Raw genomic sequence first — 22840 nt, 5'->3', positions numbered from 1 at the left:
AAGTATAAAATATTATCCATCGTAATTTGACTCCCTGAACATGTCGAGGCAGGTTGGACAGCAGAAGACGTAGAGCTTGTTGTGCCTCTTGTAGACTATCGGCTTCTCCCTGAGCTCCTTGCCGCAGTAATCGCACCTGAAAACAACCTCCATCCCCTCCGTCATCTTCCCCTGCCTGTACTCTATGACCGGCAAGATCTCCACTACTTTGTACCTCCTCGCATACTCAGAAAGCGAGTCGGGGGTTGCGATGACCGCCTTGACAAGATACCTGTCTTTCCCAACCCTGTAGACCTCTGGGAACTCGTCCGGCATGTTCTCGCTTTCTATCAGCAGAAAGAACGTCTTTCTGGTGTCTATTGCAGGAGATATCTTGATCGTGTACTTCTCTATGATTCCCTCCTTCTCGAGCCTCTCTATTCTGGACTTGACGGTCTGCCTCGCAAGCCCGAGGATCTTCCCTATCTCGCTGTAGCTCAGGCGGGAGTTCTCTGAGAGCAGGTCGAGGATCTTCATGTCGTACTCGTCCAGCTTCATGAAGTCACTTTGTTAGCAATCTTATTTACTTTTCTAACACCGGGTTAAAAGAGAGGTATATAACTTTCAACGCGAAATTCGTTTCGAGGTGATTTGATGAGGGTTAAGCTCGAGCTGTCTGGCCTTACCTGCCACGGGTGCATGATGACGGTGAAAAACGTGCTGACAAAGGAGGGTGCGAAGGTTGTTTCCATAGACCTCAGGTCTGCAGAGATCGAAGTTGACGGAGACGTTGAGAGGTACATAAAGGCCATCGAGAGGTTTGGATACTCGGCTAAGGTCGTCGAGGCTTCAGAACCCTGACAACATCTTTTTTGTAGACGACCTCCACCTCCTGAGAGTGGGTGAACGGATTTCCATCGGCCGAGATAACAGTTTCAGCGTACATCTTTGCAGAGCTGTCGAAGCTCAGGGTCTCGGTTTTTATCGGCTCTATGCTCCTGAGGGATTCCTTGCTCATCGAGCCAACAACGACAGTGTGGCTGAGGCATGCTATGAGGCAGCTGAAGCCGACGAAGGCAGATATCGACGCTCCGCCGGAGATCCCCTTCCCCAAATACCTCGAGTCGAGCATCGAGATGAATATGTTTCCGTAAACCCCCTCGAGGGTTCGGCCCTCAGCAGATACCCGGGCGTAGAACTTTGAGGGGTTGCCAAGCTTCACCTCTCCGTGCATGTATGCGAGGGCGTCAACCTCCCTGATCTTACCATCAACGGTCGCGAGGATTGTCGGGCCGGCAACAACGTCGTTGAACGCAACCCTCTCGAACTCCCTGACATAAAGGCCGCTGAAGGGCACCTCTACCAGCGTGCTCGGATCGAAGTCAGGCGGGCACAGAAGGGGGCTCACGTTCGTCGTCCCTGTGCCTATGCAGAGCAGCGGTGTCTCGGGAAATGCTGACGCTGCATCGCTCATCGTCCCGTCCCCTCCAAACACCACGATCACGTCCACAAGCCCGTCCATCGCCTTAACGAGCCTCACTGTGTCATGCCTGTCGAAAGTTCTCTCAACCTCGATGATCTCTGAGGAATCCAGATACCTCGCCCCGAGATCGTCCTGGCCGGCAAGAACCCTCTCTGGCCTCAGGCGCTCCACCACACTCCTCACAAGCTCAGCATCAGCACCTCTCCCCGCCCTCGGGTTGACGACGACACCAACTCTCATGACAACGTTTATTTAGAATCCAGCATATTTAACAACTATGAGGTACCCGAAGTTTGCAGGCTCATTCTATCCCTCGAACCCCGAATCACTCCTCGCAATGCTCGGTGAGTTCACGGAGAAGGGGATGAAGGACGAGGACGTGATTGCGATAGTCTCCCCCCATGCCGGCTACATGTACTCCGGCAGGACTGCAGGCAGAGTTCACTCCCTCCTGCCGGATGTCGAGACGTTCATAGTCATCGGCCCCAACCACACGGGCTTCGGGATGCCGGTGGCTGTTTCCAGAGACGAGTGGATGACCCCCCTCGGCGTCGTCGAGCCGGACGAGGAGTTCATCGAGGCGATGCCGAAGGTAGCTGTTGTGCCTGACGAGATGGCCTTCGCGGAGGAGCACAGCCTCGAGGTGCAGATCCCGTTTCTGCAGTACCTGCACAGGGACTTCAGGATCGTGGCGATCTGCATGGGGCTGCAGGACGAGGAGAGCGCGAGGGAGGTCGCGGAGGAGATCATAAAGGCGTACGAGGAGACCGGCAGGAGCTTCGCGATTGTGGCGTCAAGCGACATGCACCACTACCTGCCAGACGAGGAGTGCAGGAGGAAGGATGAGGTCGTGATAAGGGCGATAGAGAGCATGGACGTCGGGAAGTTCTACAGGACGATATACGACATGCAGGCCAGCGTCTGCGGGTACGGGCCCATTGCCGTTGCGATGCTCGTGGCCAAGCACTTTGGAGCCAGTGCAAGGCTCGTGCACTACTCCACGAGCGGAGATGTTGCTGACAAGAGCTACGTTGTTGGCTATGCGGGTATAGCCTTCAGAAGGTTCGATTAACGCCGATTAAAACAAACCTTTCATGCGAAAGAAATTTATACGGTAAACCTCAAATTACAATCATGATGATGATTGCCACGGGAGCCGACCTCATCGACGCGCTCGTGAAGGACAACCACAACACGGTGATATTCTACGAGAACATATACCCGGCGCTCTCCATCTTCAAGAGGATTCTGAACGAGACCGAGGGCGAGCTGACGATTCTCGCCATATCCAACCCCGTGATGAAAACGCTCCGGGAGATCTCAGCCCACACGGATGTTGATCTGAGCAAGGCCAGAATAGTGACTCTGAATTTGTCGGGAAATGGAGACGGAGACGTGGCGTTCTCCTACAACCAGATCGACGAGCTCACGGAGTACATAAAGGGGCTCAGGGGGACGCTCATCATCCTGTGCAGGGGGCTGCTGAAGATAATCGTTGAGGACTACCAGAAGATGTTCTTCAGGATCATCGAGAGCATAGGAGACGACCTGAAGATTATCGCGTTCACAGCGTGGAAGAGCTACAGCAACGGCGAGATAGCCACGATCTCCGGGATGTTCGACGTGGCAATCCACATCAGGAAGATGGACAATGTCTTCAGCTTCGGAGAGGAGGTTTACGAGCTCAACGTGATTCAGAGCATAGTCCCCTACATCCAGCCGGGAACGGTCTACTTCAAGGTCGGTGCGAACCTCGAAATGGAGGAGCACGGGTAACCGCTTCCTTTATCTTCTCCAAATACGAGACTCTTCATGGAGCTGCTCGCCGAACTCCTCTCCCTGCTTCTCATAGCCATCCTGATAGCAACCGGGGTAAAGTACGTCCGCTTTCCATACACCATCGCCCTTGTGCTCGTGGGCATCGCTGTGGGGCTTTCCGGCCTCTTTCCTCCAATCCAGCTCACAGAGGAGCTCGTGTTCACCCTCATCCTCCCGCCCCTGCTTTTCGAGGGAGCATTGGCGATGGACATAGGCGAGCTTAGGAGAAACGCCAAGCCCATCCTTGCCCTCGCAACCCTCGGCCTCCTAATCTCGATACTTGTCGCAGGCTACATAGCAAGCCTTTCCGGTATCCCAATTCTGCTCGCCCTGATATTCGCCGCTATGGTCTCTCCCACAGACCCGGTCTCGGTGCTCGCAACGTTCAAGAAGCTCGGGGCTCCCAAGAGACTTACGACGATAATGGAGGGCGAGAGCATAATAAACGATGGCACCGCCGTCGTCATATACTCAATACTCCTCGGAATGCTGGCCGGGAGCACGTCGGTATGGCAGGGGATCGCTGAGTTCTTCTTTGTGTGCATCGGAGGAGCAGTGGTCGGATTTCTGCTGGGCTATTCAGCCTACAGGCTCCTCGCCCACATAGACGATGCCCTCATCGAGGTTACGCTCACAGTCATACTGGCCTTCGGAACCTTTCTAATCGCCGAGGCTTTCGGAGTCTCGGGAGTCATCGCGGTGGTCACGGCAGGCCTTATAGTCGGCAACTACGGAACGGAGTTCTCAATGTCACCAACAACGAGGATAACGCTTGTGAACTTCTGGAGCGCGGTAGTATTCATCGTGAACTCCCTCGTCTTCATTCTTATAGGCCTCGACACTCCAGTTTACAGGCTCTCAGAGCATGCAGACCTTATCGCCATCGCCATACTCGCGGTTCTGGCTGGCAGGGCGGTCGTTGTCTACCCAATCCTCTCCGCCCTGAGGATGAGGCTGTCCTGGCAGAACGTGGTCTTCTGGGGAGGACTGCACGGAACCATCCCTGTTGCCTTGGCGCTGAGCTACAGCGGCCCCATGAGGGAAGAGATAGTCTCGATGGTTTTCGGAGTGGTGATATTCTCGCTTGTGGTTCAGGGGCTCAGCCTCGACATTTATGCAAGAAGGGTTTTCAGGAGGGACGAGAGCAAGGCCGAATACGAGGAGCTCAGAGCGAGGCTGTTCTCGATTAGAAGAGCGGTTGAGGAGCTGAACAGGATGGCGTCGAAGGGTGAGGTGGATCACGAGATCGCAAGCCATGTCATCGACGAGCTGGAGAAGGTTGAGCAGAGGCTCAAGGCCAAGGTCTCAGAGGTTCTGAGCCGGGAGGACATAAGGGAGGAGGAGTACCGGAAGGTGTGGAGGGAAGTCCTCGAGGTGGAGAGGAGTGCGGTCAGCGAGCTGGTCAGAAAGGGAATAATCAGCGAGGAGGTTGGAGAAAAGGTCATCAGGGAGATAGATGAGGAGCTCGTGAGCATTGAGGATGGAAAAGACTAATCATCCTTCGTTACTCCTCGACTTCATCACCTCAACGAGGTTCCAGCAGATCATCAGCTTCGCAACCTCTGTAGAGCTCGCGTACTCCCCCACATCCCATTTCAGCTCCTCTCCAGTCTCATCCCTCAGCACGTCGAGGAGTGACTCGAATATTTCCACGCTCAGAAATCCATCCACGTCTATGAAGCTCGCCCTCTTTCCGTGGTAGTAGTCCGAGAAGAAGGATATGGCGAAGTCCCTCTCTCCGGCCTTGATCATCCTCGAGAGGTCCAGCTTCAGGCCGACATGCTTCATGCTCACAGAGAGGTTCGTGAACACGAGCCTCACGCGGTACATCTCCTCCTGAGAGGACAGGTAGGCTATCCTCTCCGAGCTCCTCAGCATGCTGGGGTAGATCTTCACGATCGTGTCTGCGTAGATCTTCTGGAAGTCCACGTACCTCTTGTAGTCTGGCTCCCTCTGGATTATCTCCCTGATGACGTCCTCCCTCCTATAGCCCCTCTCCTCAACGTCCCTCTTCAGCTTCCACCTCCTCTTGATCTCTCTGGCAGGATCCACAAATATCCTGTAATCGTAGAGCTCGTTCAGCCCCTCGTAAAGGGTGTGGAGTCCCTCGGCTATTACGATCTCACTTGGCTCAAACCTCTCGCAGCACCTTATTTCTCCGGTGGAGTGGTCGTAAACGGGCTTCTCGATGGGCTTTCCGCTCCTGAGCTTCAGCAGGTGCTCTCTGAAAAGTCCGAGATCAGTCATCTCCGGGTTGAGAGGCGTTATTCCCCTCTCAATCCTCTCCCTCCGGGATAGGGTGTGGTAGTCGTCCATGCTTAGCGCCGAAACCCTGCCGGGGAACATCCTCCTTATTCCCTCTGCAAATGTGGTCTTGCCCGAGCCGCTGTCTCCGGCGATGCCTATCAAGAAAACCCTGCCCATTGAAAGGCCTGTTGCAGGGAAAAAAGAAAAGCTTTTCTCACTCCACCGCTCTCGATACCCTTGCCGTGAGGTAGTCGGACTTCGTCCTCTCTATCGCGTTCCTCGCCATGTCGAGCTTTGGCCTTAGATTGCTGGTGAGCTTGTCGTGGAAGTCGAACTCTATCAGGGTGAAGTAGATTTCCTCCATCAGCTGGATTATCCTCTCCACCCTATCAAACTCCTCTCCCCTGACCATGAGCGTAAGCGCGTACCTCCTCATCTCTCCCACGCAGTCGGCAAGGCCGGGGAGAACGGACTGGGGGATGTCCACCGGAAGGTCTTCTGGGAGCTCCAGCCTCTCGACGATGTGCCTGAAAGCGTATGCCTCAACAAACTCCTGAACCGCATCGTGGGCGAGGTAGAACAGCTCCGGATACCTGTCCCTGTAGCTTAGGACATCGTCGAGCAGCTCCTCTGCTTTCTTCAAAAACTCTCCGGACTTCTCGAACCTGCCGGCGTGGATGTTTGCAATCGCCTTCGAGCTGTTCAGCCTGAGCTCCCTCGACTTCAGTATGAGCTCCTCCCTCACCCTCTCCTTCTCCTCCAGCTCAGCCCTGAGCCTTTGCAGGTAATCACCTCTCAAGGAGCACCACCCTGCTTATCTCGCTCTCATCCTTAACCTCATAGCCTGTCAGCCTCGCGAGCCTCTCGGAGAACTCCCTGATCTCCTCGTGGGACGGCATTGCACTCCTGTCGAGCCTGAGCCTTGAATGCCCGAGGTGCATGTAGGCCTTGGCCTCTATGAAGTCGGGCTGAACTTTGTCCACAATTTCAACAAACTTCTCCGGCTCCATGTTCACGTTCCTCATCAGCGTTAGCCTTATCACGGTTCTGCTGTCCTTTTCGGCCATAATCCTCATCGTCTCCTCTACTTTACCCCACTGGTCTCTGCCCTGCAGGGCTCTGTGGGATTCTGCATTCCATGCAGTTATGCTCAGGTAGAGCTGGTAGGGCTCAACCCTCTCCACAGCCTGCGGGTTCGTGCCGTTGGTAACAAGGAATGTGGTGAAGCCGTTTCTCCTGTAAACCTCAACCAGCTCGTCGATTCTCGGATACAGAGTGGGCTCGCCTATGAGGCTTATCGCCACCTGATTCGGCCTGTAGGCCTCCTCAAGCTTCCTCCTGTTCACCCCCTCAGTCCCGTGGAAGCCGCTCAGCAATCGGTGCTGGGCCTTTATGGACTCCTCGAAGATGAACTCCGGCTCGTCCCACTCGGTGAAGGGAGGCATTAAATCAAGGGGTCTCCAGCAGTGAACGCACGAGAGGTTGCAGATCAGGGCTGGGGACATCTGAAGACAGCGGTGGCTCGCTATCCCGTAAAACTTCTGTTTGTAGCAGTAACCCTCATCCTTGAGCGACTTCTTGAGCCACAGACACGTCTTTACTGCCGAATGCTTCCCGACTATCTGGTATCCCTTGAGATCCGACAGGCTCTTGACCATTCATGAGTGATGGGTGTGGAGAGTTAAAATAATTTTACCCGCTGGCTTTCGGGCCGAGGAGATCTCCAATTGTCTGCAGCAAATCCTTCCGCTCTGGAAGAACAACAGGAAAAGCAAACCTCCTCTCGAGAATTATCAGTCCTCCGACGTTCCTCACACCGGAGAACTCGCTCCAGGGAATTAAGGCGCTCCCACCATCCACGATCCCCTGTCTGCAGACCTTCAGGCGAGTGTTTCTGAACACCGAAACAACAAGGAGGATCAGAAGCATGTTAAGTGGAAAGAACGTGTATTGAGGGATAATAGCGACGAACAGGATGAGTGCAGCAACCAGAGACGAGAAACAGATTATAAAAGCTTTTGAATTCCCGATCATCGCCCTGAAAACTGCTGAAGGGCTTGTCTCCACCTCCTCAATCACGTCCACCTCCACAGACTCCGCGCTTTTGGCAAAAACAAACAGTGGTACTCTTAAGGCCAGATAAATCACCACAAAGAACGCCAGAATCGCAGCTTCAGACAGCCCTGCATAGACCATCGCAAGCGAGGCCAGAAAGACACCCACCAGAAAGATGGCGAACGTGATCGTGCTTTTCCTCTTATCTCTGTAAACGACTGCCTTCACGCGACATCCACCTCGCTGCCAATCTTTTTCAGAATGGGCATGCAGAGTGGCAGGAGCAGAATCACGAGGGCTGAGTAGTACCCAGCATAAAGCGTCAGAGCATAGATAACTCCTGCTACCAGCGACAGCAAGAAGAAGTGTGCAACACCCACCGTCCCCTTTTCCACTCCGAACAGATGTAACAGCCTCCCCCCTTGGTTTCGACAGATCTCTGAGAGCCAGAACTGTGCATATTACGGACATGAATGGTAGAGATATGGTCGAAACGTAAATCCAGATTAAATCTGAGACTAACGGGTAAACGAAGGCTGCTGAAGGGAGGTAAACTGCATATCCTCCAAGTACTACCTTCAAGATTGTCACCTTTGTGAATTCGCTGACCACATCGCTCGACCTGTAGAGCCAGAACGTCGAGGACTCCTGCCTCGCAAGAAAGTCCATGAACGACACGGCTGGAATCGCAAAGTACAGTGCGAAATAATCTGGCAATCCCGAAGGAAGGTAGAGAGTGATGAATTCTGCGATGAGGTAGGCGGGAATCGCGAGTAATGGAATGTAGTGCACCTTCATTCTTCTCAGCTCGGTCACCGGCTTTGTTCCCCAGCTCATGCTGTTTGAGCTCCGGACTTCCACCTTGGGCGAGAAGCTGATCACCTCCAACAGATATCTCACTCTATCCTCCCATTCGTCCATCCCGCTCATCCTTGCAGAGAACATCAGAACTTCTCTCGCCGTTAGATACGGGAACAGGACAGGCTCCTCTGGAATGTAACCAACTCGCTCGAGTACTGACTTTCTGTCTCTAACATCACGTCCGAGGATTCTCGCACAGCCATTATCGGGCCGGAGAAGCCCTGCAAGAATTTTAAGGGTCGTGCTTTTGCCAGCACCGTTCTTACCGAGGAGTGTGTAGATCTCTCCTTTCCCAACGCTGAATGTGAGTCCATCAAGGGCTTTTGTATTTCCAAATCTTTTTTCGAGATTTAGAACTTCTATCGCATGCACGACATTTTCATCTGTTTTAGATTTAAAAATTTTACCTGATTGAGTAAATTATATGTTTAAAGTGGGCATTCGGGAATTTACCCCGTTTGGCAGACCCCAAATTAAGCCAACACGCCGTTTCAGGCTGAGCAAGTTGGAAAGAAGATATTAACGTAGAGATTATGGATCAACACAGTGTTTACAAGCATTGTTTTTCTTGTCCTCGCAATCATGCAATTACCAATGGAACGAAAGAAAAACATTATATAATTTTACCCACAGATGGGTAATCGATGGTCATTGCAAAACTCGATAAGAGAGGCAGGATTACAATACCCAAAGAAATAAGAGAGGAGTTAATGCTCAGAGAAGATGATGAACTTCTGATTTTCAAGCTTTCCAGCAACATCCTTGTCATGAGGAAGATAGACTTCACCCAGATGATAAATGAGGCCTTAGAGGAATTCAAATCGTTAAAGAGCAGAGACATCGAAAAAATAAAACAGGATGTGAATGAGATTGCAAAAGAGAAGATTGAGAATCTTTCCTGATACAAATCTTTTCATCGCGTCGGCGAAGTCTGGAATCACAAAATCTACCGCATTGATATTCAAATTGTGTTTTTCCGAGGAAATAGAGCTTGTTGGAAATTCAGTTCTGCTGGAAGAATACAGAAGATACAAAGAATATCTCGGAAGATCTGGGTCAATTTTACTGGAAGTAATCGAGGAAAAAATCAGGCTTGTTGAACCCGACATTCATAGCGTAGAGATTTGCAAGAAATTTATGCCAAAAAACGAATTTGCCGACATCTACCATGCTTCTACGTGTCTGAAGGCTGACGCCATATTGATTACAAATGACAAGCACTTTGACGAAATAAAAAAGAGGAGAGTGATACAGATCTGGAGTATCAAAGAAGCCATTGAAAATCTTCTTTAGAAGAGTTAGCCAAGCCCCTTCGCAAGCTCCCTCACCCTCTCCTCAATGTACCCATCCGCATCTTTGCCATGCTTCTCCACAAGCTCCACGATCGCACTCCCCACTATCACCCCGTCAGCCCCAGCATCGATCAGACTTCTGACATGCTCCGCCTTGGAGACGCCGAATCCCACGCCAACGGGATTCCTGCAAATATTCTTGGCCCTCCTGAGAAGATCGAAAGCTTTCTCCCCGATTTTATCCCTTCTGCCCGTCGTGCCATAGTCAGAGGTCAGATAAACAAAACCCGTGCTCGCGTTATCAATAACCCTCAGCCTCTCGTCAGTGGTGTTGGGCGAGGCGATGAAGATCGTTCTGATTCCGTGTTTTTTGCAGATCCTCACGTACTCCTCGCTGCTGTCTGCCGGCAGGTCAACAACGATCATGCCATCAACCCCCGCTTCAGCAGAGAGCCTGACGAACTTCTCAACACCCATCCTGAACACGGGGTTGTAGTAGGTCATAAGCACGACCCTCCTTTCAGAATGCTCTCTGAACTCCCTCACGATTTCGAAGACACTCCTGACTCTGAACCCGTTCTTCAATGCTCTGACGTTTGCTTTCTGTATCACACTGCCGTCAGCGACAGGATCGCTGAATGGGATTCCGAGCTCGATCACGTCAGAGTACCTCTCGAGAACGAGCATGAAGTCCAGGGTTTTTTTCGGACTCGGATCGCCTGCAGTGATGAACGTAACCAGAGACCTGTCAAGCATTCCCCAGCACCTCCATCACGATGCCCATATCCTTGTCACCCCTGCCCGAGAGGTTCACTACCACAACGCTATCCCTGTCGAGCTGCTCCGCGAGCTTCATCGCATATGCCAGAGCGTGGGAAGATTCGAGGGCCGGGATTATCCCCTCAGTCCTCGACAGCTCCATGAAGGCTGCGAGAGCTTCATCATCCGATGCTGTTACGTACTCAGCCCTCCCGGTCTCTCTGAGCCACGCGTGCTCTGGTCCCACTCCCGGGTAGTCAAGGCCAGCTGAGATGCTGTGGGTGTCGAGAATCTGACCATCCTCATCCTGAAGGAAATACGAGAGCATTCCGTGCAACACTCCCTTTTCTCCTGCGTTTAGACTTGCAGCATGCTCCCCGCTCTCTATTCCCCTACCTCCTGCCTCAACCCCTATCAACCTAACCTCTTTGTCCTTGATGAACTCATAAAACGCCCCGATGGCGTTGCTCCCTCCCCCAACGCACGCGATTATTGCCTCTGGCAAACATCCTTCAGCTTCGAGGATCTGTGCCCTGATCTCCCTGCCAATGACGGACTGAAAGTCCCTGACAATTGTTGGGTATGGGTGGGGGCCAACCACGGAGCCGATGAGGTAATGAGAGCTTTCGAAAGTTCTGCTCCAGTCCCTCAGGGCCTCGTTTATTGCATCTTTGAGGGTTCTGCTCCCGCTCTCAACTGGAATTACGTTCGCCCCAAGCAGGCGCATCCTGAAGACGTTCTGCCTCTGCCTTTCAACATCCTCAGCCCCCATGTACACGTCCACCTTCAGCCCGAGCTTTGCCCCTGCCATGGCTGTTGCTACACCATGCTGTCCGGCCCCCGTCTCGGCTATGAGCCTGCTCTTACCCATGTGCTTGGCGAGAAGAGCCTGTCCGAGGGTGTTGTTTATCTTGTGGGCTCCGCTGTGGAGCAGATCCTCCCTTTTGAGGTAGATTTTTGCCCCTCCAACCTTTCTGCTCAGGTTTTCGGCGTAGTAAAGTGGTGTTGGCCGTCCTGCATAGCTCCTCAGCAGCTCATCAAGCTCTCTCTTGAATTCCTCACTCTCCTTCAGCTCCTCGTACTTCTCCTCAAGCTCCTCAAGCGGAGGTATGAGCATCTCAGGGACAAACCTTCCTCCAAACTCGCCAAACCTCATAAGACCACCTTTTCGAGAATCTCGACCGCTCTCTCGACATGCTCGTTCCTGACGAGAATGTGGTCTGTGGAGAATGATGAGAGCACGAGAATCGGGATTCCTTCCCGAGCAAGTGCTGAGGATACCTTGGCTATAAACCCAACCGTGTCGAACGGGAGCTTGGTTCTGAAGGTTATCAGCCTGAATCCCTTCTCCACCTCTGAAAACTCAAGATCCTTCAGGTGTTTCTCGGGAAGAATCAGCGTGAGCTTCCCGTCAGCATCCCTGACCGCCGCAAAGAAGTCCGCATTCCCAAGGCTCCCAACATTGACGACCGCAAAAACCTCCTCATGAACCTCAATCATCCTCTCACCTCCTTCACAAATGCCCTTACAAGGGCCTCATCCTTCCTTCCGTCCCTCTCCACACCGCTTGACACGTCCACACCCAGTGGCTTCACGAACTCGACAGCGTGCCTCACATTCCCGGGATTCAGGCCTCCCGCGAGAATTATTCTCTCAGCCTTTGCAACCTCCCTGCTGACCCTCAGGTCGTGAACCTCACCAGTACCCTTCCCGGTGTCGAGGAGGGGATAGTCTGGACGGTACTGCTCGATCATCCTGATTATTTCCACTGCATCCCTTCTGAAGTCTTCGGAGTGCTTTGGAATCCTGAACGCTTTTATCAGCCTGAATCCGTGCTCCTTCAGCATCTGAAAGTCCTCAGCCGGAAAATTCTGGGAGTGCACCTGAATGTTCTCCGCGCTTATCTCACCCGCGATTTTGTAAGCCTCCTCGAAGCTGTCGCATGTTAGGACCACGAAGACCGGTATCGAGGCCACCTCCACTATCTCCCTCGCCCTTTCCCGCCCGGCGAATCTTCTCGAGCTGCCATCCATCACGACTCCTGTGAAGTCCGCATATCTCTCTACGAGCTCGAGCTCCTCAGTGCTCCTTATGCCGCACACCTTCACAATCATCTGCAGGCCTCCACAAAGTTCCTCACAATCCTGAGCCCCTCGCTTCTCGGCGTCAGCACACTCTCGGGGTGAAACTGCACCCCCTCCAGCAGCCCATCCCTGCTCCTGATGCCCATCACAACGCCACCAGAAACGGCAGTAACCCTGAACCCGTCCGGCACTTCAGTCACTGCAAGGGAGTGATACCTCCCGGCCTTCAGCGGCCTTGAAACCCCGCGAAAGATGCCTTTGCCATCATGCTCGATCAGGCTCGCCTTCCCGTGGACGGGACTAACCCTCTCCACCCTGCCTCCAAAAACTTGGGCGATGATCTGGTGTCCGAGACAGACCCCGAGAACGGGGACTTCAGACTTCAGTATGATCTCCGGGCAGTTTCCCACATCCCTTCTGTTCTCAGGATGCCCCGGACCGGGCGAGATGATGATTCCGTCTGGATCGAGCCTTTTCACCTCTGCAGCCGTCAAGGTATTTCCCACAACCCTCACCCTGTCGAACAGCGAGACGTATTCGACGAGGTTCCACACGAATGAGTCGCGGTTGTCTATGACGAGGATCACCTCTCCACCCCCAGGGCCCTTAAAACCGCCTCCATCTTCCTCTCGGTCTCGAAGAACTCCCTTTCAGGCACGGAGTCGGCAACTATCCCCGCTCCAGCCCTCACTCTGACCTTTTTCCCGAATTCCGCCATCCTGATAGCTATTGCAAAGTCCGCTTCATGGGAGAAGTAGCCCACCGCTCCGCCGTAAACTCCCCTCCTGGATCGCTCGATCCCATCTATGATCTCAATTGCCCTGATCTTCGGCGCTCCCGTGAGCGTACCTGCTGGAAAGCATGCTGAAATTGCGTCGAAGACGTCGCAGCCCTCCTTCAGTCTTCCCCTCACCTCGCTCTCGATGTGCATCACGTGGCTGTACTTCAGCACCTCCATGAACCTGACGACCTCCACACTCCCTGCCCTGCACACCTTTCTGACGTCATTTCTCGCCAGATCCACAAGCATCACGTGCTCTGCCCTTTCCTTCTCGTCCTCCAGAAGCTTCATCACGATTTCATCGTCCTCTTTCTCACTCTTCCCTCTCCTCGCGGTGCCGGCTATGGGGTTGACCTTCAGGTAGCCGTTTTCCACGCTCGCGAGGGTTTCCGGAGAGGAGCCCGCAAGCGCAACGTCAAACTCGAGGCAGAACATGTACGGGCTTGGGTTCAGCCTTCGCAGGTTCAGGTAGGCCTGAAAGGGGGACAGATCTGTGTCCACGACATACTCCCTCGAAATGACGACCTGAAAGACGTCTCCAGCAAAAATGTGCTCCTTCGCCCTAAGAACATCCTCGACAAACTCCTCCATGCCAGAATCCTGTCCCGCAATCTCCGACGTCCCATCCTCTGACTCGATCTCAGCCCTCTTCGCCCTCCTCACAGCCCTTTCAGCCCACTTAAGCTCCTCATCGCTATCGGCGAAGAAGTACAGCCTGTTTTCGAGGTGGTCGAAGGCGAAGAATGAGCTGTAATGACCGAAAACCGAACCCTTCTCCACCCTCTCACCAATGTGCTGAAGGACGCTGTCGTACGAGATGTAGCCAACGAATCCTCCGGAGAACCTCCTTCCCGACGCGCTCAGGCTGAAGCTCTTGAGGGCCCTGAATGGGTCTCTCTCCTTTGAGACGCGCGTTCCGTCCACCACCGTTCCCCTTTCACCAACCTCAACCACAAAGTCAGGGTTCGCGGAGATGTACGAGTAACGGGCCCTTCTGCTGTGCCTGTCAGCAGACTCGAGTATGAACGGATACTCCTCTTCTCTCAGGACGCTGTAGAGCCTGACCGGCTCTACTGGATCGAGCTGCCTGACACGCATGCTATTTCCTCCAGTTTTTTCAGGGCGCTTCCATCAAGGGTGCTCTCTGCCAGCTCTCTTGCCTCGGTGAAGTCGTAGCCGCAGAGGTAGAGTGCGAGAGCCGAGTTGAGCAGGATGAATTTCCTGTCTTCCTCCAGCCCTTTCCCGGAGAATACTGCTTTGACCCTCTCCACACTCTCCTCAGCAGAGAGGCATGGGACAAGTTTGCATCTCTTTACGCCAAAGTACTCGGGAGTTATGGTGTAGCTCTCCATCCTGTCACCGTCAATCTCCCACACGAGAGTTTTGCCCGACGGATTGACCTCATCGATGGGATAGCCATGCACAACCGCTGCCCTCTCAACGCCGAGCATGCTCAACGCTACGGCAATCTTCTCAGCAATCCTTTCATCACTCACACCAAGCAGAATCCTCCGCGGTCTCGCAGGGTTTGCGAGGGGGCCGAGGATGTTGAACACTGTCCTTATCCCCAGACTCTTTCTGACGGGCATCACCCTCGAAAGAGAGGGGTGGTAGAGGGGTGCGAAGAGGAACGTGAAGTTCGTTTTCTCGATCATTCGCCTCACCTCACCCGGATCGAGCACGATCCGCACTCCAGCCCTTTCGAGAAAGTCGGCTGAACCGCTTTTCGACGTCACGGATCTGTTTCCGTGCTTCGCAACCCTCGTGAACAGCGAGAGGATGATGGCCGTGGCCGTGCTCACGTTTATCGTCGCCATGCCGTCTCCACCCGTGCCAACGACGTCCATCACCTCGCCGAGGTTCAGCCGGACGGCCTGATCCACCATCGCCCTTGCGAATCCCGCTATCTCCTCAGCCCCGTACCCCCTCACCTCGAGGGCCGAGAGAAAGCCAGCGATTCTGTAGGGGTTCTCGTCGAAGAGGGAGGAAAATGCCCTGTAAGCCTCATCGAACGTCATCCTTTCTGAGGAGAGAACGTGCTCAAGCATCCCCACCACCCCTCACAAACTCCCTCACCTTTCCTTCCAGATCATCAGCTAACATGAAAGCCGTTCCAACAAGAACGGCGTCTGCATGCTTCAAAGCGCGGGCCAGGTGCTCAAGGCTGGAGATTCCGCTCTCGCTGACCTTCAAGGCCGGAGTTTTCAGCAGGGGAGCGATCGTCTCGGTGACCTCCACGCTCCCGTCGTCGAGCTCGAGCCTCGAGATGTCCCTGTTGTTTATCCCGATCAGCCTGGCACCGGTTTCGATTGCGATGCTCGCGTCATCTCTGGAGTGCACCTCGACGAGGGCCTCGATCCCGTGGTCGTGGCAAACGTCCACTAACTCCGCAGTTCTGTCGCCGAGAACTCTGGCTATAAGCAGCAGTGCCGAGCCGTCAGCCTCAGCCGTCCTCTCCACCTCATCAACACTCGTTACGAAGTCTTTCCTCAGAACGGGCAGGTCCGTGTTCCTGCAGATCTCCCTGAACGTCTCGAAGCTCCCCCTGAAGTGCTTCTCCTCCGTGATGTAGGATATCCCGGCCACATCGCACCTCTCATACGCTTTAAGGATGTCGAAAACGCTCCTTCCCCTCAGCATATCCCCGTGCCTCGGGGAGTGCACCTTGATCTCGGCTATCACCGCGTTGAGTCCCTCCTGTTTCCTAAGCTTAATCATTTTTGATAGGTATTTTCTCATTGTTTGGGAACAAACCCGAGAGGTTTATAAGCCTTTCCAGAATGACGGAAACGTAAGGTGCTGAAAAAAGTATAAAGGAGAGCAGCATTATTCAGAATATGAAGCCCGAAGTCGTCCTGAGGTTCAGCGGCGTTGAGGTGAGGCTCGTTCAGGGGGACATTACCAAGTACCCAGCTGAGGCGATCGTCAACGCGGCAAACAGGCACTTGGAGCACGGTGGTGGAGTGGCGTATGCCATAGCGAGGGCGTGTGCTGGGAATGCCGCTGAATACACGAGGATCAGCAAGGAGGCGATGAGGGAGCAGGTCGGCAGGGACTACATCGAGCACGGAGAGGTTGTTGTAACGCCAGCGATGAGGCTCGAGGAGAACGGGATAAGGTACGTCATCCACACAGTCGGGCCAATATGCAGGGGGAAGTGGGGGGAGAGCTACGAGGAGAAGCTCAGACTCGCGTTCCTTGGCCCGCTGAAAAAGGCCGAGGAGCTCGGATTGAAGAGCATAGCATTTCCGGCTGTGAGCGCTGGCATTTATGGATGCCCACTCGAGATGGTGGTCGAGACCTTTCTGAAGGTCGTGGAGGAGTTCTCAGAAGAGGCAAGGAACCTGAAGGTGGTTGCGCTGGTCATATACGACAGCGAGTCCCTCCAGAAGGCCAAGAGTGTGTTTGAGAAGCGCCTATAACCTCTTTTTCCTGACCCTCTTCGAGATCAGGTGGGCAAAAACGGCCGCGCCGAAGCCGTTGTCTATGTTGACGACCGCAACCCCCGATGAGCAGCTCTGGAGCATTGAGAATAGGGCTGTAAAGCCCTTCAGGCTTGTTCCGTAACCCACAGACGTTGGAACCGCAATGACAGGCAGGTCAACGAGACCTGCAACAACTGACGGCAGCGCACCCTCCATCCCTGCAACCACGATCACCGAGTCCACGTCCTCTTTCGAAAGCACCTCGAGTGGCTCTATGAGCCTGTGTATTCCTGCAACACCAACATCGTAGAACCTGAGCACCTCCATCCCGAGAAACTCTGCAGTTTCCTTCGCCTCCTCCGCCACGGGAATGTCCGACGTGCCGGCAGCGAAAATTGCAACCTTTCCTGACTCCTCCTCGAGCCTCATGTGCCTTGCCGTCCTCGCCCTCTCGTTGATAGCGAGCCCGAGCTCTGAGAGTGCTGTGGACTGCTCCGCAGTAACCCTTGTGAAGAGGACGGGCCTTTTTTCGGACACGCACTTTTTCGCTATCTCGACAACCTCGTCAACCGTTTTGAACTCCGCGAGCACGGCCTCTGGCTTTCCTGCCCTGAGGTGCCTCATGTGGTCGAGGTTAATGCCCTCAGCTAACCTCTCAAGAAAAATTTTGGATATTGTCTTTCCATCCAGCTTTTTAAGCAGCTCCTCAATTTCCTTCATCCATCTCCCTGTGGTACTCCTGAATGCTCTTTATCGTCATCCTCGCTCTTCTCATCGCCTCAATTCCCTTCACGGCCGCTATAGCTCCGCTGACTGTGGTTATGTAGGGCACACCGTAGTCCACCGCAGCCCTCCTTATCATGTAGCCCTCTGTCTTGCCCCTCTTCCCGCTGGGGGTGTTGATTATGAAGTCGATCTCCCTGTTGATTATCTTGTCTATCACGTTTGGCCTCCCCTGACTGACCTTCAGAACCACCTCAGCCTCAATCCCGTTGCTCCTCAGGAACTCAGCAGTCCCGTCAGTCGCGAGGATCCTGAACCCCATCTCGCTGAGCTTCTTTGCAACAGGCAGCACCTTCTCCCTGTCCTCCCTCCTGACGCTGATGAATACCGTGCCCTCCAATGGCAGCCTCATGCCGGCAGCCAACTGAGCCTTGTAGTAGGCGATGCCGAAGTCGTAGTCGATGCCCATGACCTCTCCCGTGCTCTTCATCTCCGGCCCGAGAACCGGATCAACCCCGGGGAGTTTTATGAACGGGAAGACGACCTCCTTCACGGCCACATGCTTCGGAAATATCCTCTCCCTGACACCAAGCTCCCTGAGCTTTTTTCCGAGCATAAGCTTCGCTGCAATTTTTGCAAGGGGTATGCCCGTTACCTTACTCACGAACGGAACGGTTCTGCTCGCTCTCGGGTTTGCCTCGAGTATGTAAACCGTGTCCCCCTTAACCGCATACTGGATGTTTATCAGCCCCACAACTTTCAGCTCGAGGGCGAGCCTCCTCGTGTAGTCTATGATCCTGTTGATGATCTCCGGCGGGATCGTCTGGGGTGGCAGGACGCATGCCGAATCGCCGCTGTGAACTCCTGCCTCCTCGATGTGCTCCATTATCCCGCCTATCACCACTTCTTCCCCATCGCAGAGAGCGTCAACCTCCACCTCGACCGCATCCTCTAAGAAGCGGTCTATCAGGATCGGCTTCTCAGGGCTTACCTCTATCGCCTCCTCTATGTACCTCTCGAGCGTCTCCTCATCATAGATGATCTCCATCGCCCTTCCGCCAAGGACGTAGCTGGGCCTTACAAGCACGGGGTACCCAATCCTCCTCGCTATCTCCTTAGCCTCCTCTATGCTGAACGCTATGCCGTTCTCCGGCTGGGGAATGCCGAGCTTCCTGCATATCTCCGCGAACTTCTCCCTGTCTTCTGCAAGATCAATGGAGTCCACAGATGTGCCGAGGATTCTCGCCCCGCTCTCCTCAAGCTGCCTCGCTATGTTCAGTGGGGTCTGACCTCCAAACTGGACGAACACACCCTCGGGCTGCTCGTTCTCGTAGATGTCCATAACGTCCTCATGGGTTATAGGCTCAAAGTAAAGCCTGTCCGAGGTGTCGTAGTCGGTTGAGACCGTCTCTGGATTGTTGTTCACCATTATGGTCTCATATCCCTCTTCCTTCGCGCTCAGGACTGCATGCACACAGCAGTAGTCGAACTCGATTCCCTGTCCTATCCTGTTGGGCCCGCTGCCGAGAATCATCACCTTCTTCCTGTCAGTCCTCACAGCATCGTTCTCAAGCTCGTAGCTCGAGTAGTAGTATGGCGTTTTGGCCTCAAATTCGGCAGCGCATGTATCAACCATCTTGAACGTCGAGACAAGCCCGGCTCTCTTCCTCGCTCTTCTGACATCCCTCTCGCTCACCCCGAATATCCTGGCAATCTGGTAGTCACTGAAGCCGTACTGCTTGGCCTTTTTGAGAACCTCAATGGGCAGGTCTTCGATCGTGTGGGTTTTCGCGTACTCTCTCAGCTCCCTCTCGATGCCAACGATGTTGGCTATCTTCTCTATGAACCATGGGTCGATCTTGGTGAGCTCGGCAACCTCCCTCACCGAGAACCCGCTCTCGAGGGCATACTTTATGTAGAAGATCCTCTGGTGGTTGGGGGTTATGAGCTTCTGGATTATCTCGTCCCTTCCCGGCTTCTTATCCTTCCCGTCGGCTCCAAGCCCGAACCTGCCGATTTCGAGGCTCCTTATCGCCTTCTGCAGCGCCTCCTCGAATGTCCTGCCTATCGCCATTACCTCCCCAACGCTCTTCATCTGCGTGCCGAGAGTTTTGTCCGCAGTGGGGAACTTGTCGAAAGCGAACCTCGGAATCTTGACGACCACGTAGTCTATCGTGGGCTCGAAGCTTGCAGGTGTCTCTTTGGTTATGTCGTTCGGAATCTCGTCGAGCGTGTAGCCTACAGCAAGCTTCGCGGCAATCTTTGCTATCGGGAATCCCGTTGCCTTCGACGCCAGTGCAGAGCTCCTGCTCACCCTTGGGTTCATCTCTATGGCAAGAATTCTGCCATTCTCAGGATGAACGGCAAACTGGATGTTGCTCCCGCCCGTCTCAACCCCGATCTCCCTGATTATCTTTATCGCGTAGTCCCTCAGCTGCTGGTACTCCTGATCTGTGAGGGTTTGGGCTGGGGCGACGGTTATGCTGTCTCCGGTGTGCACGCCCATCGGGTCGAAGTTCTCGATGGAGCAGATTATCACCACGTTGTCGGCCTTGTCCCTCATCACCTCAAGCTCGAACTCCTTCCAGCCGATCACGCTCTCCTCGATGAGCACCTGATTTATCAGGGACATCTCTATGCCCTTCTTCGCAATCTCCATCAGCTCCTCTCTGTTGTAGGCTATCCCCCCTCCCGTTCCTCCGAGGGTGAAGGCTGGCCTGACAACCACTGGGTAACCAAGCTCGTCTGCAATGTCTAAAGCTTCTCTGACGCTGTTGGCAATCTCGCTCCTCGGTACCTCAATCCCGACGTTCTCCATCGCCTTTCTGAAAAGGTCTCTGTCCTCCGCCTTCTTTATCGCCTCGATGTTCGCACCAATGAGCTTGACCCCGTATTTGTCGAGAACTCCCATCTCGTGCAGCTCAACGGCCACATTCAGCCCGGTCTGACCGCCAAGTGTTGGGAGAAGAGCGTCAGGCCTCTCCCTTTCGATTATCCTCGCAACCACATCAGCGGTTATGGGCTCGATGTATGTCTTGTCGGCCATCTCAGGGTCTGTCATGATGGTTGCCGGGTTGGAGTTGACGAGGACGACCTCATAACCCTCCTCCCTCAGGGCCTTGCAGGCCTGACTTCCGGAATAATCGAATTCGGCAGCCTGCCCTATGACTATCGGGCCGCTTCCTATGACCATGATCTTCTTTATGTCTTCTCTCTTCGGCATCGCATCACCCTAATACTCCTCAAGCATCCTCACAAACTCGTCGAAGAAGAAGTAGGTGTCGTGGGGGCCGGGGCCAGCCTCAGGATGGTACTGCACGCTTATCAGCGGAATATCCCTGTGCCTTATTCCCTCAACAGTCCTGTCGTTGAGGTTTATCTGCGTGACCTCCATGTCCTTGGGCAGGGTCTTCTCGTCCACCGCAAACCCGTGATTCTGGCTTGAGATGAAAACTCTGCCTGTCTCGAAGTCCTTCACGGGCTGGTTAGCGCCGTGATGGCCGAACTTCAGCTTGAACGTCTTGGCGTTGAATGCCCTCGCAACGAGCTGGTGGCCGAGACATATGCCAGCCATCGGCAGCTTTCCAGCCAGCCTCCTTATCGTCTCGACACTCTCACTCACCCTCGCGGGGTCTCCGGGACCGTTTGAGATGAAAACCCCGTCGTAATCCTCCTCAAGAATCTTCTCGGCGGGATAGGTGTATGGGACCAGCGTGACGCTCACCCCTCTAAGCAGAAGCTGTCTGACTATGCTCATCTTTATCCCGTGGTCTATCAGAACAACCTCGAACCTCGGCTTTTTCGCCTCGATCCTCCTCGGCTCTTTAACACACACCTTGTCAACGAGGTCGAGCTCGGTTATCGAGGGCTGGTTTCTTGCCCTCTCCACGAGCCTTTCTTTATCAACATCGTCTCCAACAGCTATGACAGCCTTCATCGCCCCGTAGATTCTCGTTTTCTTGGTTATCATCCTCGTGTCCACGCCCTCTATCCCCGGCACGTCGTACTCCTTCAGCAGCTCATCGACGCTCATCTCGCTCCTCCAGTTGCTCGGGTGCCTGCACAGCTCTTTCACAACAAAGCCCTCCACCTTAACCCCGTCGCTCTCGAAATCCTCCCTGCAAACCCCGTAGTTGCCTATGAGCGGGTAGGTCATCATCAGAATCTGCCCCTTGTAGCTTGGATCTGTCAGTGCTTCAACGTACCCCGTCATCGCGGTGTTGAAGACCAGCTCTCCCTCCGCATCCCTCTCAGCTCCAAAGGCAACGCCCTCTACCACGGTTCCATCCTCAAGAGCGAGGTAAGCCTTAACCATCGTACACCTCCATAAACTCGGAAATCTTCCTCATCACGTCCTTCATGGGAGGGGTGTCGAAGAATTTTCGGCCAACAATCTCGTTGCATGCGGACATGTACATCTCCTCAACCGCTTTCTTCAGCTCCTCGGGAAGTCTCGGTGGTTTCCCTACAATTTTTCTCCACTCCTCCTCCCCTTTGCTCTTCTCGATTCTTCTGTACCAGTCAGTGTTCCTGTAGTACCTCCTCAGCACCTCCTTGCTCATCTCGATGCCGTTGAAGCTGAACCTGCACTCGTCTGGCGTGCCGAGAGCATCGACAAGCATCAGCTCGCGATTTTCGTCAAAAGCAACCTCTATCTTTCCGTCCTCGTTCTCAATTCCTGCCTTCTCAGTCTCTCTGGTGATGATCTCGTCAACCTTAAGCGTTAGCTTTACAAGCGCCTCAAACTCCTCCTCGCTCATGCCGGAGATTCTCCTCGCCTCCTCCCTGCTCAGGTACCTGTCCACATCTTCAAGCTTTGTCGAGAAGTCCACAATCGGTCTTTCCATCCTCTGACCCGGCTCGGGCATCCTCTCAAGTCCAAGATCCTTCAGGGAGATCTCTCCCCTCTTCAGCCTCCTGAAGACGCTGCTCCCTTCAGGCAGAGAGTTCCTGTAGATGATCTCAAGCGGGATCAGGAAGTTGCCTTTCAGGCTCTGGAAGATCGAGTAGTCGTAGCCATCTCCTCTCCTCTCAGGCCTGTGAACGTGGACGAGCTTCACCTCCATCACGTTTGTGGGCTCGCTAAGCTCGTCCAGCCTCTTAGCCTTCCCCTCCTCAACAACGCCAATGTAGTGCGTGGCGATTCCCTCCTTCTCGAGAAGCTCGAAGAAGTGTGCTGACAGCAAACACAGAGCCTTGCCCTTGTTCTCCAGCAGGTCTGGCATCTCGCCGTAGTCGAAGACGGAATAGCGATCGGAGAAGTGAAATCTTCCGATGCCGGGCCTCTCTGACGGCGGCTTCAAAATTTCGAGATCTTTAACGCTCCCCATCTG

At 54.0% G+C, this 22840-nt stretch carries 25 protein-coding genes; 7 read left to right on the top strand and 18 right to left on the bottom strand.

What is annotated here, in order from left to right:
- Positions 1 to 12: 12 nt before the first annotated feature.
- Positions 13 to 537, bottom strand: coding sequence for a winged helix-turn-helix transcriptional regulator (locus GAH_RS08915; RefSeq protein ID WP_048096229.1), 525 nt, complete (start codon positions 535 to 537; stop codon positions 13 to 15).
- Between the two features lie 96 nt (positions 538 to 633).
- Between GAH_RS08915 and GAH_RS08910 the strand changes: the two genes are divergently transcribed.
- Positions 634 to 840, top strand: coding sequence for a heavy-metal-associated domain-containing protein (locus GAH_RS08910; protein ID WP_052747834.1), 207 nt, complete (start codon positions 634 to 636; stop codon positions 838 to 840).
- Here GAH_RS08910 and GAH_RS08905 read toward each other — a convergent pair.
- A complete protein-coding gene (locus GAH_RS08905; protein WP_048096228.1) occupies positions 812 to 1702 on the bottom strand; it encodes a diacylglycerol/lipid kinase family protein in 891 nt (296 codons plus the stop codon). The genes GAH_RS08910 and GAH_RS08905 overlap by 29 nt on opposite strands.
- 37 nt (positions 1703 to 1739) lie before the next feature.
- Between GAH_RS08905 and GAH_RS08900 the strand changes: the two genes are divergently transcribed.
- From GAH_RS08900 to GAH_RS08890, 3 genes are all read left to right on the top strand, one after another.
- Positions 1740 to 2534: an MEMO1 family protein gene (locus tag GAH_RS08900; protein ID WP_048096227.1), complete on the top strand. Its 795-nt coding sequence runs from the start codon at positions 1740 to 1742 to the stop codon at positions 2532 to 2534.
- Positions 2535 to 2596: 62 nt separating this feature from the next.
- On the top strand, positions 2597 to 3238 hold the full coding sequence (locus GAH_RS08895) for a hypothetical protein (RefSeq protein ID WP_048096226.1): 642 nt from the start codon (positions 2597 to 2599) through the stop codon (positions 3236 to 3238).
- A 36-nt stretch (positions 3239 to 3274) separates the two neighbouring features.
- Entirely contained in the window at positions 3275 to 4774 is a 1500-nt protein-coding gene (locus GAH_RS08890) for a Na+/H+ antiporter (RefSeq protein ID WP_048096225.1), read from the top strand.
- On the opposite strand, the gene GAH_RS08885 is transcribed toward GAH_RS08890, so the two are convergent.
- From GAH_RS08885 to GAH_RS10465, 4 genes are read right to left on the bottom strand one after another with little or no spacing between them, the layout of a single operon-like run.
- Positions 4775 to 5704, bottom strand: a complete 930-nt coding sequence (locus GAH_RS08885; protein ID WP_048096223.1) for a phosphoribulokinase — start codon at positions 5702 to 5704, stop codon at positions 4775 to 4777.
- Positions 5705 to 5741: 37 nt separating this feature from the next.
- Positions 5742 to 6326 carry a translin family protein gene (locus GAH_RS08880; protein ID WP_048096222.1) on the bottom strand — a complete coding sequence of 195 codons (585 nt, stop codon included), beginning with the start codon at positions 6324 to 6326 and terminating at the stop codon, positions 5742 to 5744.
- Positions 6316 to 7185: a 4-demethylwyosine synthase TYW1 gene (twy1, locus tag GAH_RS08875; RefSeq protein ID WP_048096220.1), complete on the bottom strand. Its 870-nt coding sequence runs from the start codon at positions 7183 to 7185 to the stop codon at positions 6316 to 6318. Before twy1 ends, GAH_RS08880 begins: the two co-directional genes overlap by 11 nt.
- Before the next feature lie 34 nt (positions 7186 to 7219).
- Positions 7220 to 8815, bottom strand: a complete 1596-nt coding sequence (locus tag GAH_RS10465) for an ATP-binding cassette domain-containing protein (RefSeq protein ID WP_052747833.1) — start codon at positions 8813 to 8815, stop codon at positions 7220 to 7222.
- A gap of 272 nt (positions 8816 to 9087) precedes the next feature.
- Between GAH_RS10465 and GAH_RS08865 the strand changes: the two genes are divergently transcribed.
- Positions 9088 to 9345 carry an AbrB/MazE/SpoVT family DNA-binding domain-containing protein gene (locus GAH_RS08865; protein WP_048096219.1) on the top strand — a complete coding sequence of 86 codons (258 nt, stop codon included), beginning with the start codon at positions 9088 to 9090 and terminating at the stop codon, positions 9343 to 9345.
- Positions 9314 to 9736 (top strand): PIN domain-containing protein, encoded by a 423-nt coding sequence (locus GAH_RS08860; protein ID WP_084632370.1) that lies wholly within the window; start codon positions 9314 to 9316, stop codon positions 9734 to 9736. The genes GAH_RS08865 and GAH_RS08860 overlap by 32 nt, the downstream gene beginning before the upstream one ends.
- Positions 9737 to 9741: 5 nt before the next feature.
- Here GAH_RS08860 and trpA read toward each other — a convergent pair whose 3' ends face one another.
- The 8 genes from trpA to trpC are packed head-to-tail and all read right to left on the bottom strand — an operon-like array spanning position 9742 to position 16098.
- The gene (gene trpA, locus GAH_RS08855; protein ID WP_048096215.1) at positions 9742 to 10491 is read right to left on the bottom strand and encodes a tryptophan synthase subunit alpha; all 750 of its coding nucleotides are present in this window, start codon (positions 10489 to 10491) and stop codon (positions 9742 to 9744) included.
- Positions 10484 to 11650 carry a tryptophan synthase subunit beta gene (gene trpB, locus GAH_RS08850; RefSeq protein ID WP_048096213.1) on the bottom strand — a complete coding sequence of 389 codons (1167 nt, stop codon included), beginning with the start codon at positions 11648 to 11650 and terminating at the stop codon, positions 10484 to 10486. Before trpB ends, trpA begins: the two co-directional genes overlap by 8 nt.
- On the bottom strand, positions 11647 to 11994 hold the full coding sequence (locus GAH_RS08845; protein ID WP_048096212.1) for an ACT domain-containing protein: 348 nt from the start codon (positions 11992 to 11994) through the stop codon (positions 11647 to 11649). The genes trpB and GAH_RS08845 overlap by 4 nt, the downstream gene beginning before the upstream one ends.
- Complete coding sequence (locus GAH_RS08840) at positions 11991 to 12608, bottom strand: phosphoribosylanthranilate isomerase (RefSeq protein ID WP_048096209.1); 618 nt, start codon at positions 12606 to 12608, stop codon at positions 11991 to 11993. The genes GAH_RS08845 and GAH_RS08840 overlap by 4 nt, the downstream gene beginning before the upstream one ends.
- Positions 12605 to 13165 carry an aminodeoxychorismate/anthranilate synthase component II gene (locus tag GAH_RS08835; protein ID WP_048096207.1) on the bottom strand — a complete coding sequence of 187 codons (561 nt, stop codon included), beginning with the start codon at positions 13163 to 13165 and terminating at the stop codon, positions 12605 to 12607. The genes GAH_RS08840 and GAH_RS08835 overlap by 4 nt, the downstream gene beginning before the upstream one ends.
- Entirely contained in the window at positions 13162 to 14457 is a 1296-nt protein-coding gene (locus tag GAH_RS08830) for an anthranilate synthase component I (protein ID WP_048096205.1), read from the bottom strand. The genes GAH_RS08835 and GAH_RS08830 overlap by 4 nt, the downstream gene beginning before the upstream one ends.
- Entirely contained in the window at positions 14430 to 15407 is a 978-nt protein-coding gene (gene trpD / locus GAH_RS08825) for an anthranilate phosphoribosyltransferase (protein ID WP_048096203.1), read from the bottom strand. Before trpD ends, GAH_RS08830 begins: the two co-directional genes overlap by 28 nt.
- Positions 15400 to 16098, bottom strand: a complete 699-nt coding sequence (gene trpC / locus GAH_RS08820; RefSeq protein WP_048096201.1) for an indole-3-glycerol phosphate synthase TrpC — start codon at positions 16096 to 16098, stop codon at positions 15400 to 15402. Before trpC ends, trpD begins: the two co-directional genes overlap by 8 nt.
- A gap of 98 nt (positions 16099 to 16196) precedes the next feature.
- Here trpC and GAH_RS08815 point away from each other — a divergent pair, with 98 nt between their 5' ends.
- A complete protein-coding gene (locus GAH_RS08815; RefSeq protein WP_048096199.1) occupies positions 16197 to 16781 on the top strand; it encodes a [protein ADP-ribosylglutamate] hydrolase in 585 nt (194 codons plus the stop codon).
- Here GAH_RS08815 and larB read toward each other — a convergent pair.
- The 4 genes from larB to purC are packed head-to-tail and all read right to left on the bottom strand — an operon-like array spanning position 16776 to position 22837.
- Positions 16776 to 17504: a nickel pincer cofactor biosynthesis protein LarB gene (gene larB / locus GAH_RS08810; RefSeq protein ID WP_048096197.1), complete on the bottom strand. Its 729-nt coding sequence runs from the start codon at positions 17502 to 17504 to the stop codon at positions 16776 to 16778. The two genes, GAH_RS08815 and larB, sit on opposite strands and share 6 nt — an antisense overlap.
- Positions 17491 to 20730 carry a carbamoyl-phosphate synthase large subunit gene (carB, locus tag GAH_RS08805; RefSeq protein WP_048096195.1) on the bottom strand — a complete coding sequence of 1080 codons (3240 nt, stop codon included), beginning with the start codon at positions 20728 to 20730 and terminating at the stop codon, positions 17491 to 17493. The genes larB and carB overlap by 14 nt, the downstream gene beginning before the upstream one ends.
- 9 nt (positions 20731 to 20739) lie before the next feature.
- Entirely contained in the window at positions 20740 to 21822 is a 1083-nt protein-coding gene (carA, locus tag GAH_RS08800) for a glutamine-hydrolyzing carbamoyl-phosphate synthase small subunit (protein WP_048096192.1), read from the bottom strand.
- Complete coding sequence (purC, locus tag GAH_RS08795; protein ID WP_048096191.1) at positions 21815 to 22837, bottom strand: phosphoribosylaminoimidazolesuccinocarboxamide synthase; 1023 nt, start codon at positions 22835 to 22837, stop codon at positions 21815 to 21817. Before purC ends, carA begins: the two co-directional genes overlap by 8 nt.
- Positions 22838 to 22840: the final 3 nt, after the last annotated feature.

The organism is Geoglobus ahangari, assembly GCF_001006045.1.
GTDB lineage: Archaea > Halobacteriota > Archaeoglobi > Archaeoglobales > Archaeoglobaceae > Geoglobus > Geoglobus ahangari.
This window is presented reverse-complemented; position numbering and strand designations above follow the sequence as displayed.

Coding starts and splice junctions, on each gene's coding strand:
- GAH_RS08915 (WP_048096229.1), bottom strand. CDS start 537: ATGAAGCTGGACGAGTACGACATGAAGATCCTCGACCTGCTCTCAGAG.
- GAH_RS08910 (WP_052747834.1), top strand. CDS start 634: ATGAGGGTTAAGCTCGAGCTGTCTGGCCTTACCTGCCACGGGTGCATG.
- GAH_RS08905 (WP_048096228.1), bottom strand. CDS start 1,702: ATGAGAGTTGGTGTCGTCGTCAACCCGAGGGCGGGGAGAGGTGCTGAT.
- GAH_RS08900 (WP_048096227.1), top strand. CDS start 1,740: ATGAGGTACCCGAAGTTTGCAGGCTCATTCTATCCCTCGAACCCCGAA.
- GAH_RS08895 (WP_048096226.1), top strand. CDS start 2,597: ATGATGATGATTGCCACGGGAGCCGACCTCATCGACGCGCTCGTGAAG.
- GAH_RS08890 (WP_048096225.1), top strand. CDS start 3,275: ATGGAGCTGCTCGCCGAACTCCTCTCCCTGCTTCTCATAGCCATCCTG.
- GAH_RS08885 (WP_048096223.1), bottom strand. CDS start 5,704: ATGGGCAGGGTTTTCTTGATAGGCATCGCCGGAGACAGCGGCTCGGGC.
- twy1 (WP_048096220.1), bottom strand. CDS start 7,185: ATGGTCAAGAGCCTGTCGGATCTCAAGGGATACCAGATAGTCGGGAAG.
- GAH_RS08865 (WP_048096219.1), top strand. CDS start 9,088: ATGGTCATTGCAAAACTCGATAAGAGAGGCAGGATTACAATACCCAAA.
- trpA (WP_048096215.1), bottom strand. CDS start 10,491: ATGCTTGACAGGTCTCTGGTTACGTTCATCACTGCAGGCGATCCGAGT.
- trpB (WP_048096213.1), bottom strand. CDS start 11,650: ATGAGGTTTGGCGAGTTTGGAGGAAGGTTTGTCCCTGAGATGCTCATA.
- GAH_RS08845 (WP_048096212.1), bottom strand. CDS start 11,994: ATGATTGAGGTTCATGAGGAGGTTTTTGCGGTCGTCAATGTTGGGAGC.
- GAH_RS08840 (WP_048096209.1), bottom strand. CDS start 12,608: ATGATTGTGAAGGTGTGCGGCATAAGGAGCACTGAGGAGCTCGAGCTC.
- GAH_RS08830 (WP_048096205.1), bottom strand. CDS start 14,457: ATGCGTGTCAGGCAGCTCGATCCAGTAGAGCCGGTCAGGCTCTACAGC.
- trpD (WP_048096203.1), bottom strand. CDS start 15,407: ATGCTTGAGCACGTTCTCTCCTCAGAAAGGATGACGTTCGATGAGGCT.
- trpC (WP_048096201.1), bottom strand. CDS start 16,098: ATGAGAAAATACCTATCAAAAATGATTAAGCTTAGGAAACAGGAGGGA.
- GAH_RS08815 (WP_048096199.1), top strand. CDS start 16,197: ATGAAGCCCGAAGTCGTCCTGAGGTTCAGCGGCGTTGAGGTGAGGCTC.
- larB (WP_048096197.1), bottom strand. CDS start 17,504: ATGAAGGAAATTGAGGAGCTGCTTAAAAAGCTGGATGGAAAGACAATA.
- carB (WP_048096195.1), bottom strand. CDS start 20,730: ATGCCGAAGAGAGAAGACATAAAGAAGATCATGGTCATAGGAAGCGGC.
- carA (WP_048096192.1), bottom strand. CDS start 21,822: ATGGTTAAGGCTTACCTCGCTCTTGAGGATGGAACCGTGGTAGAGGGC.
- purC (WP_048096191.1), bottom strand. CDS start 22,837: ATGGGGAGCGTTAAAGATCTCGAAATTTTGAAGCCGCCGTCAGAGAGG.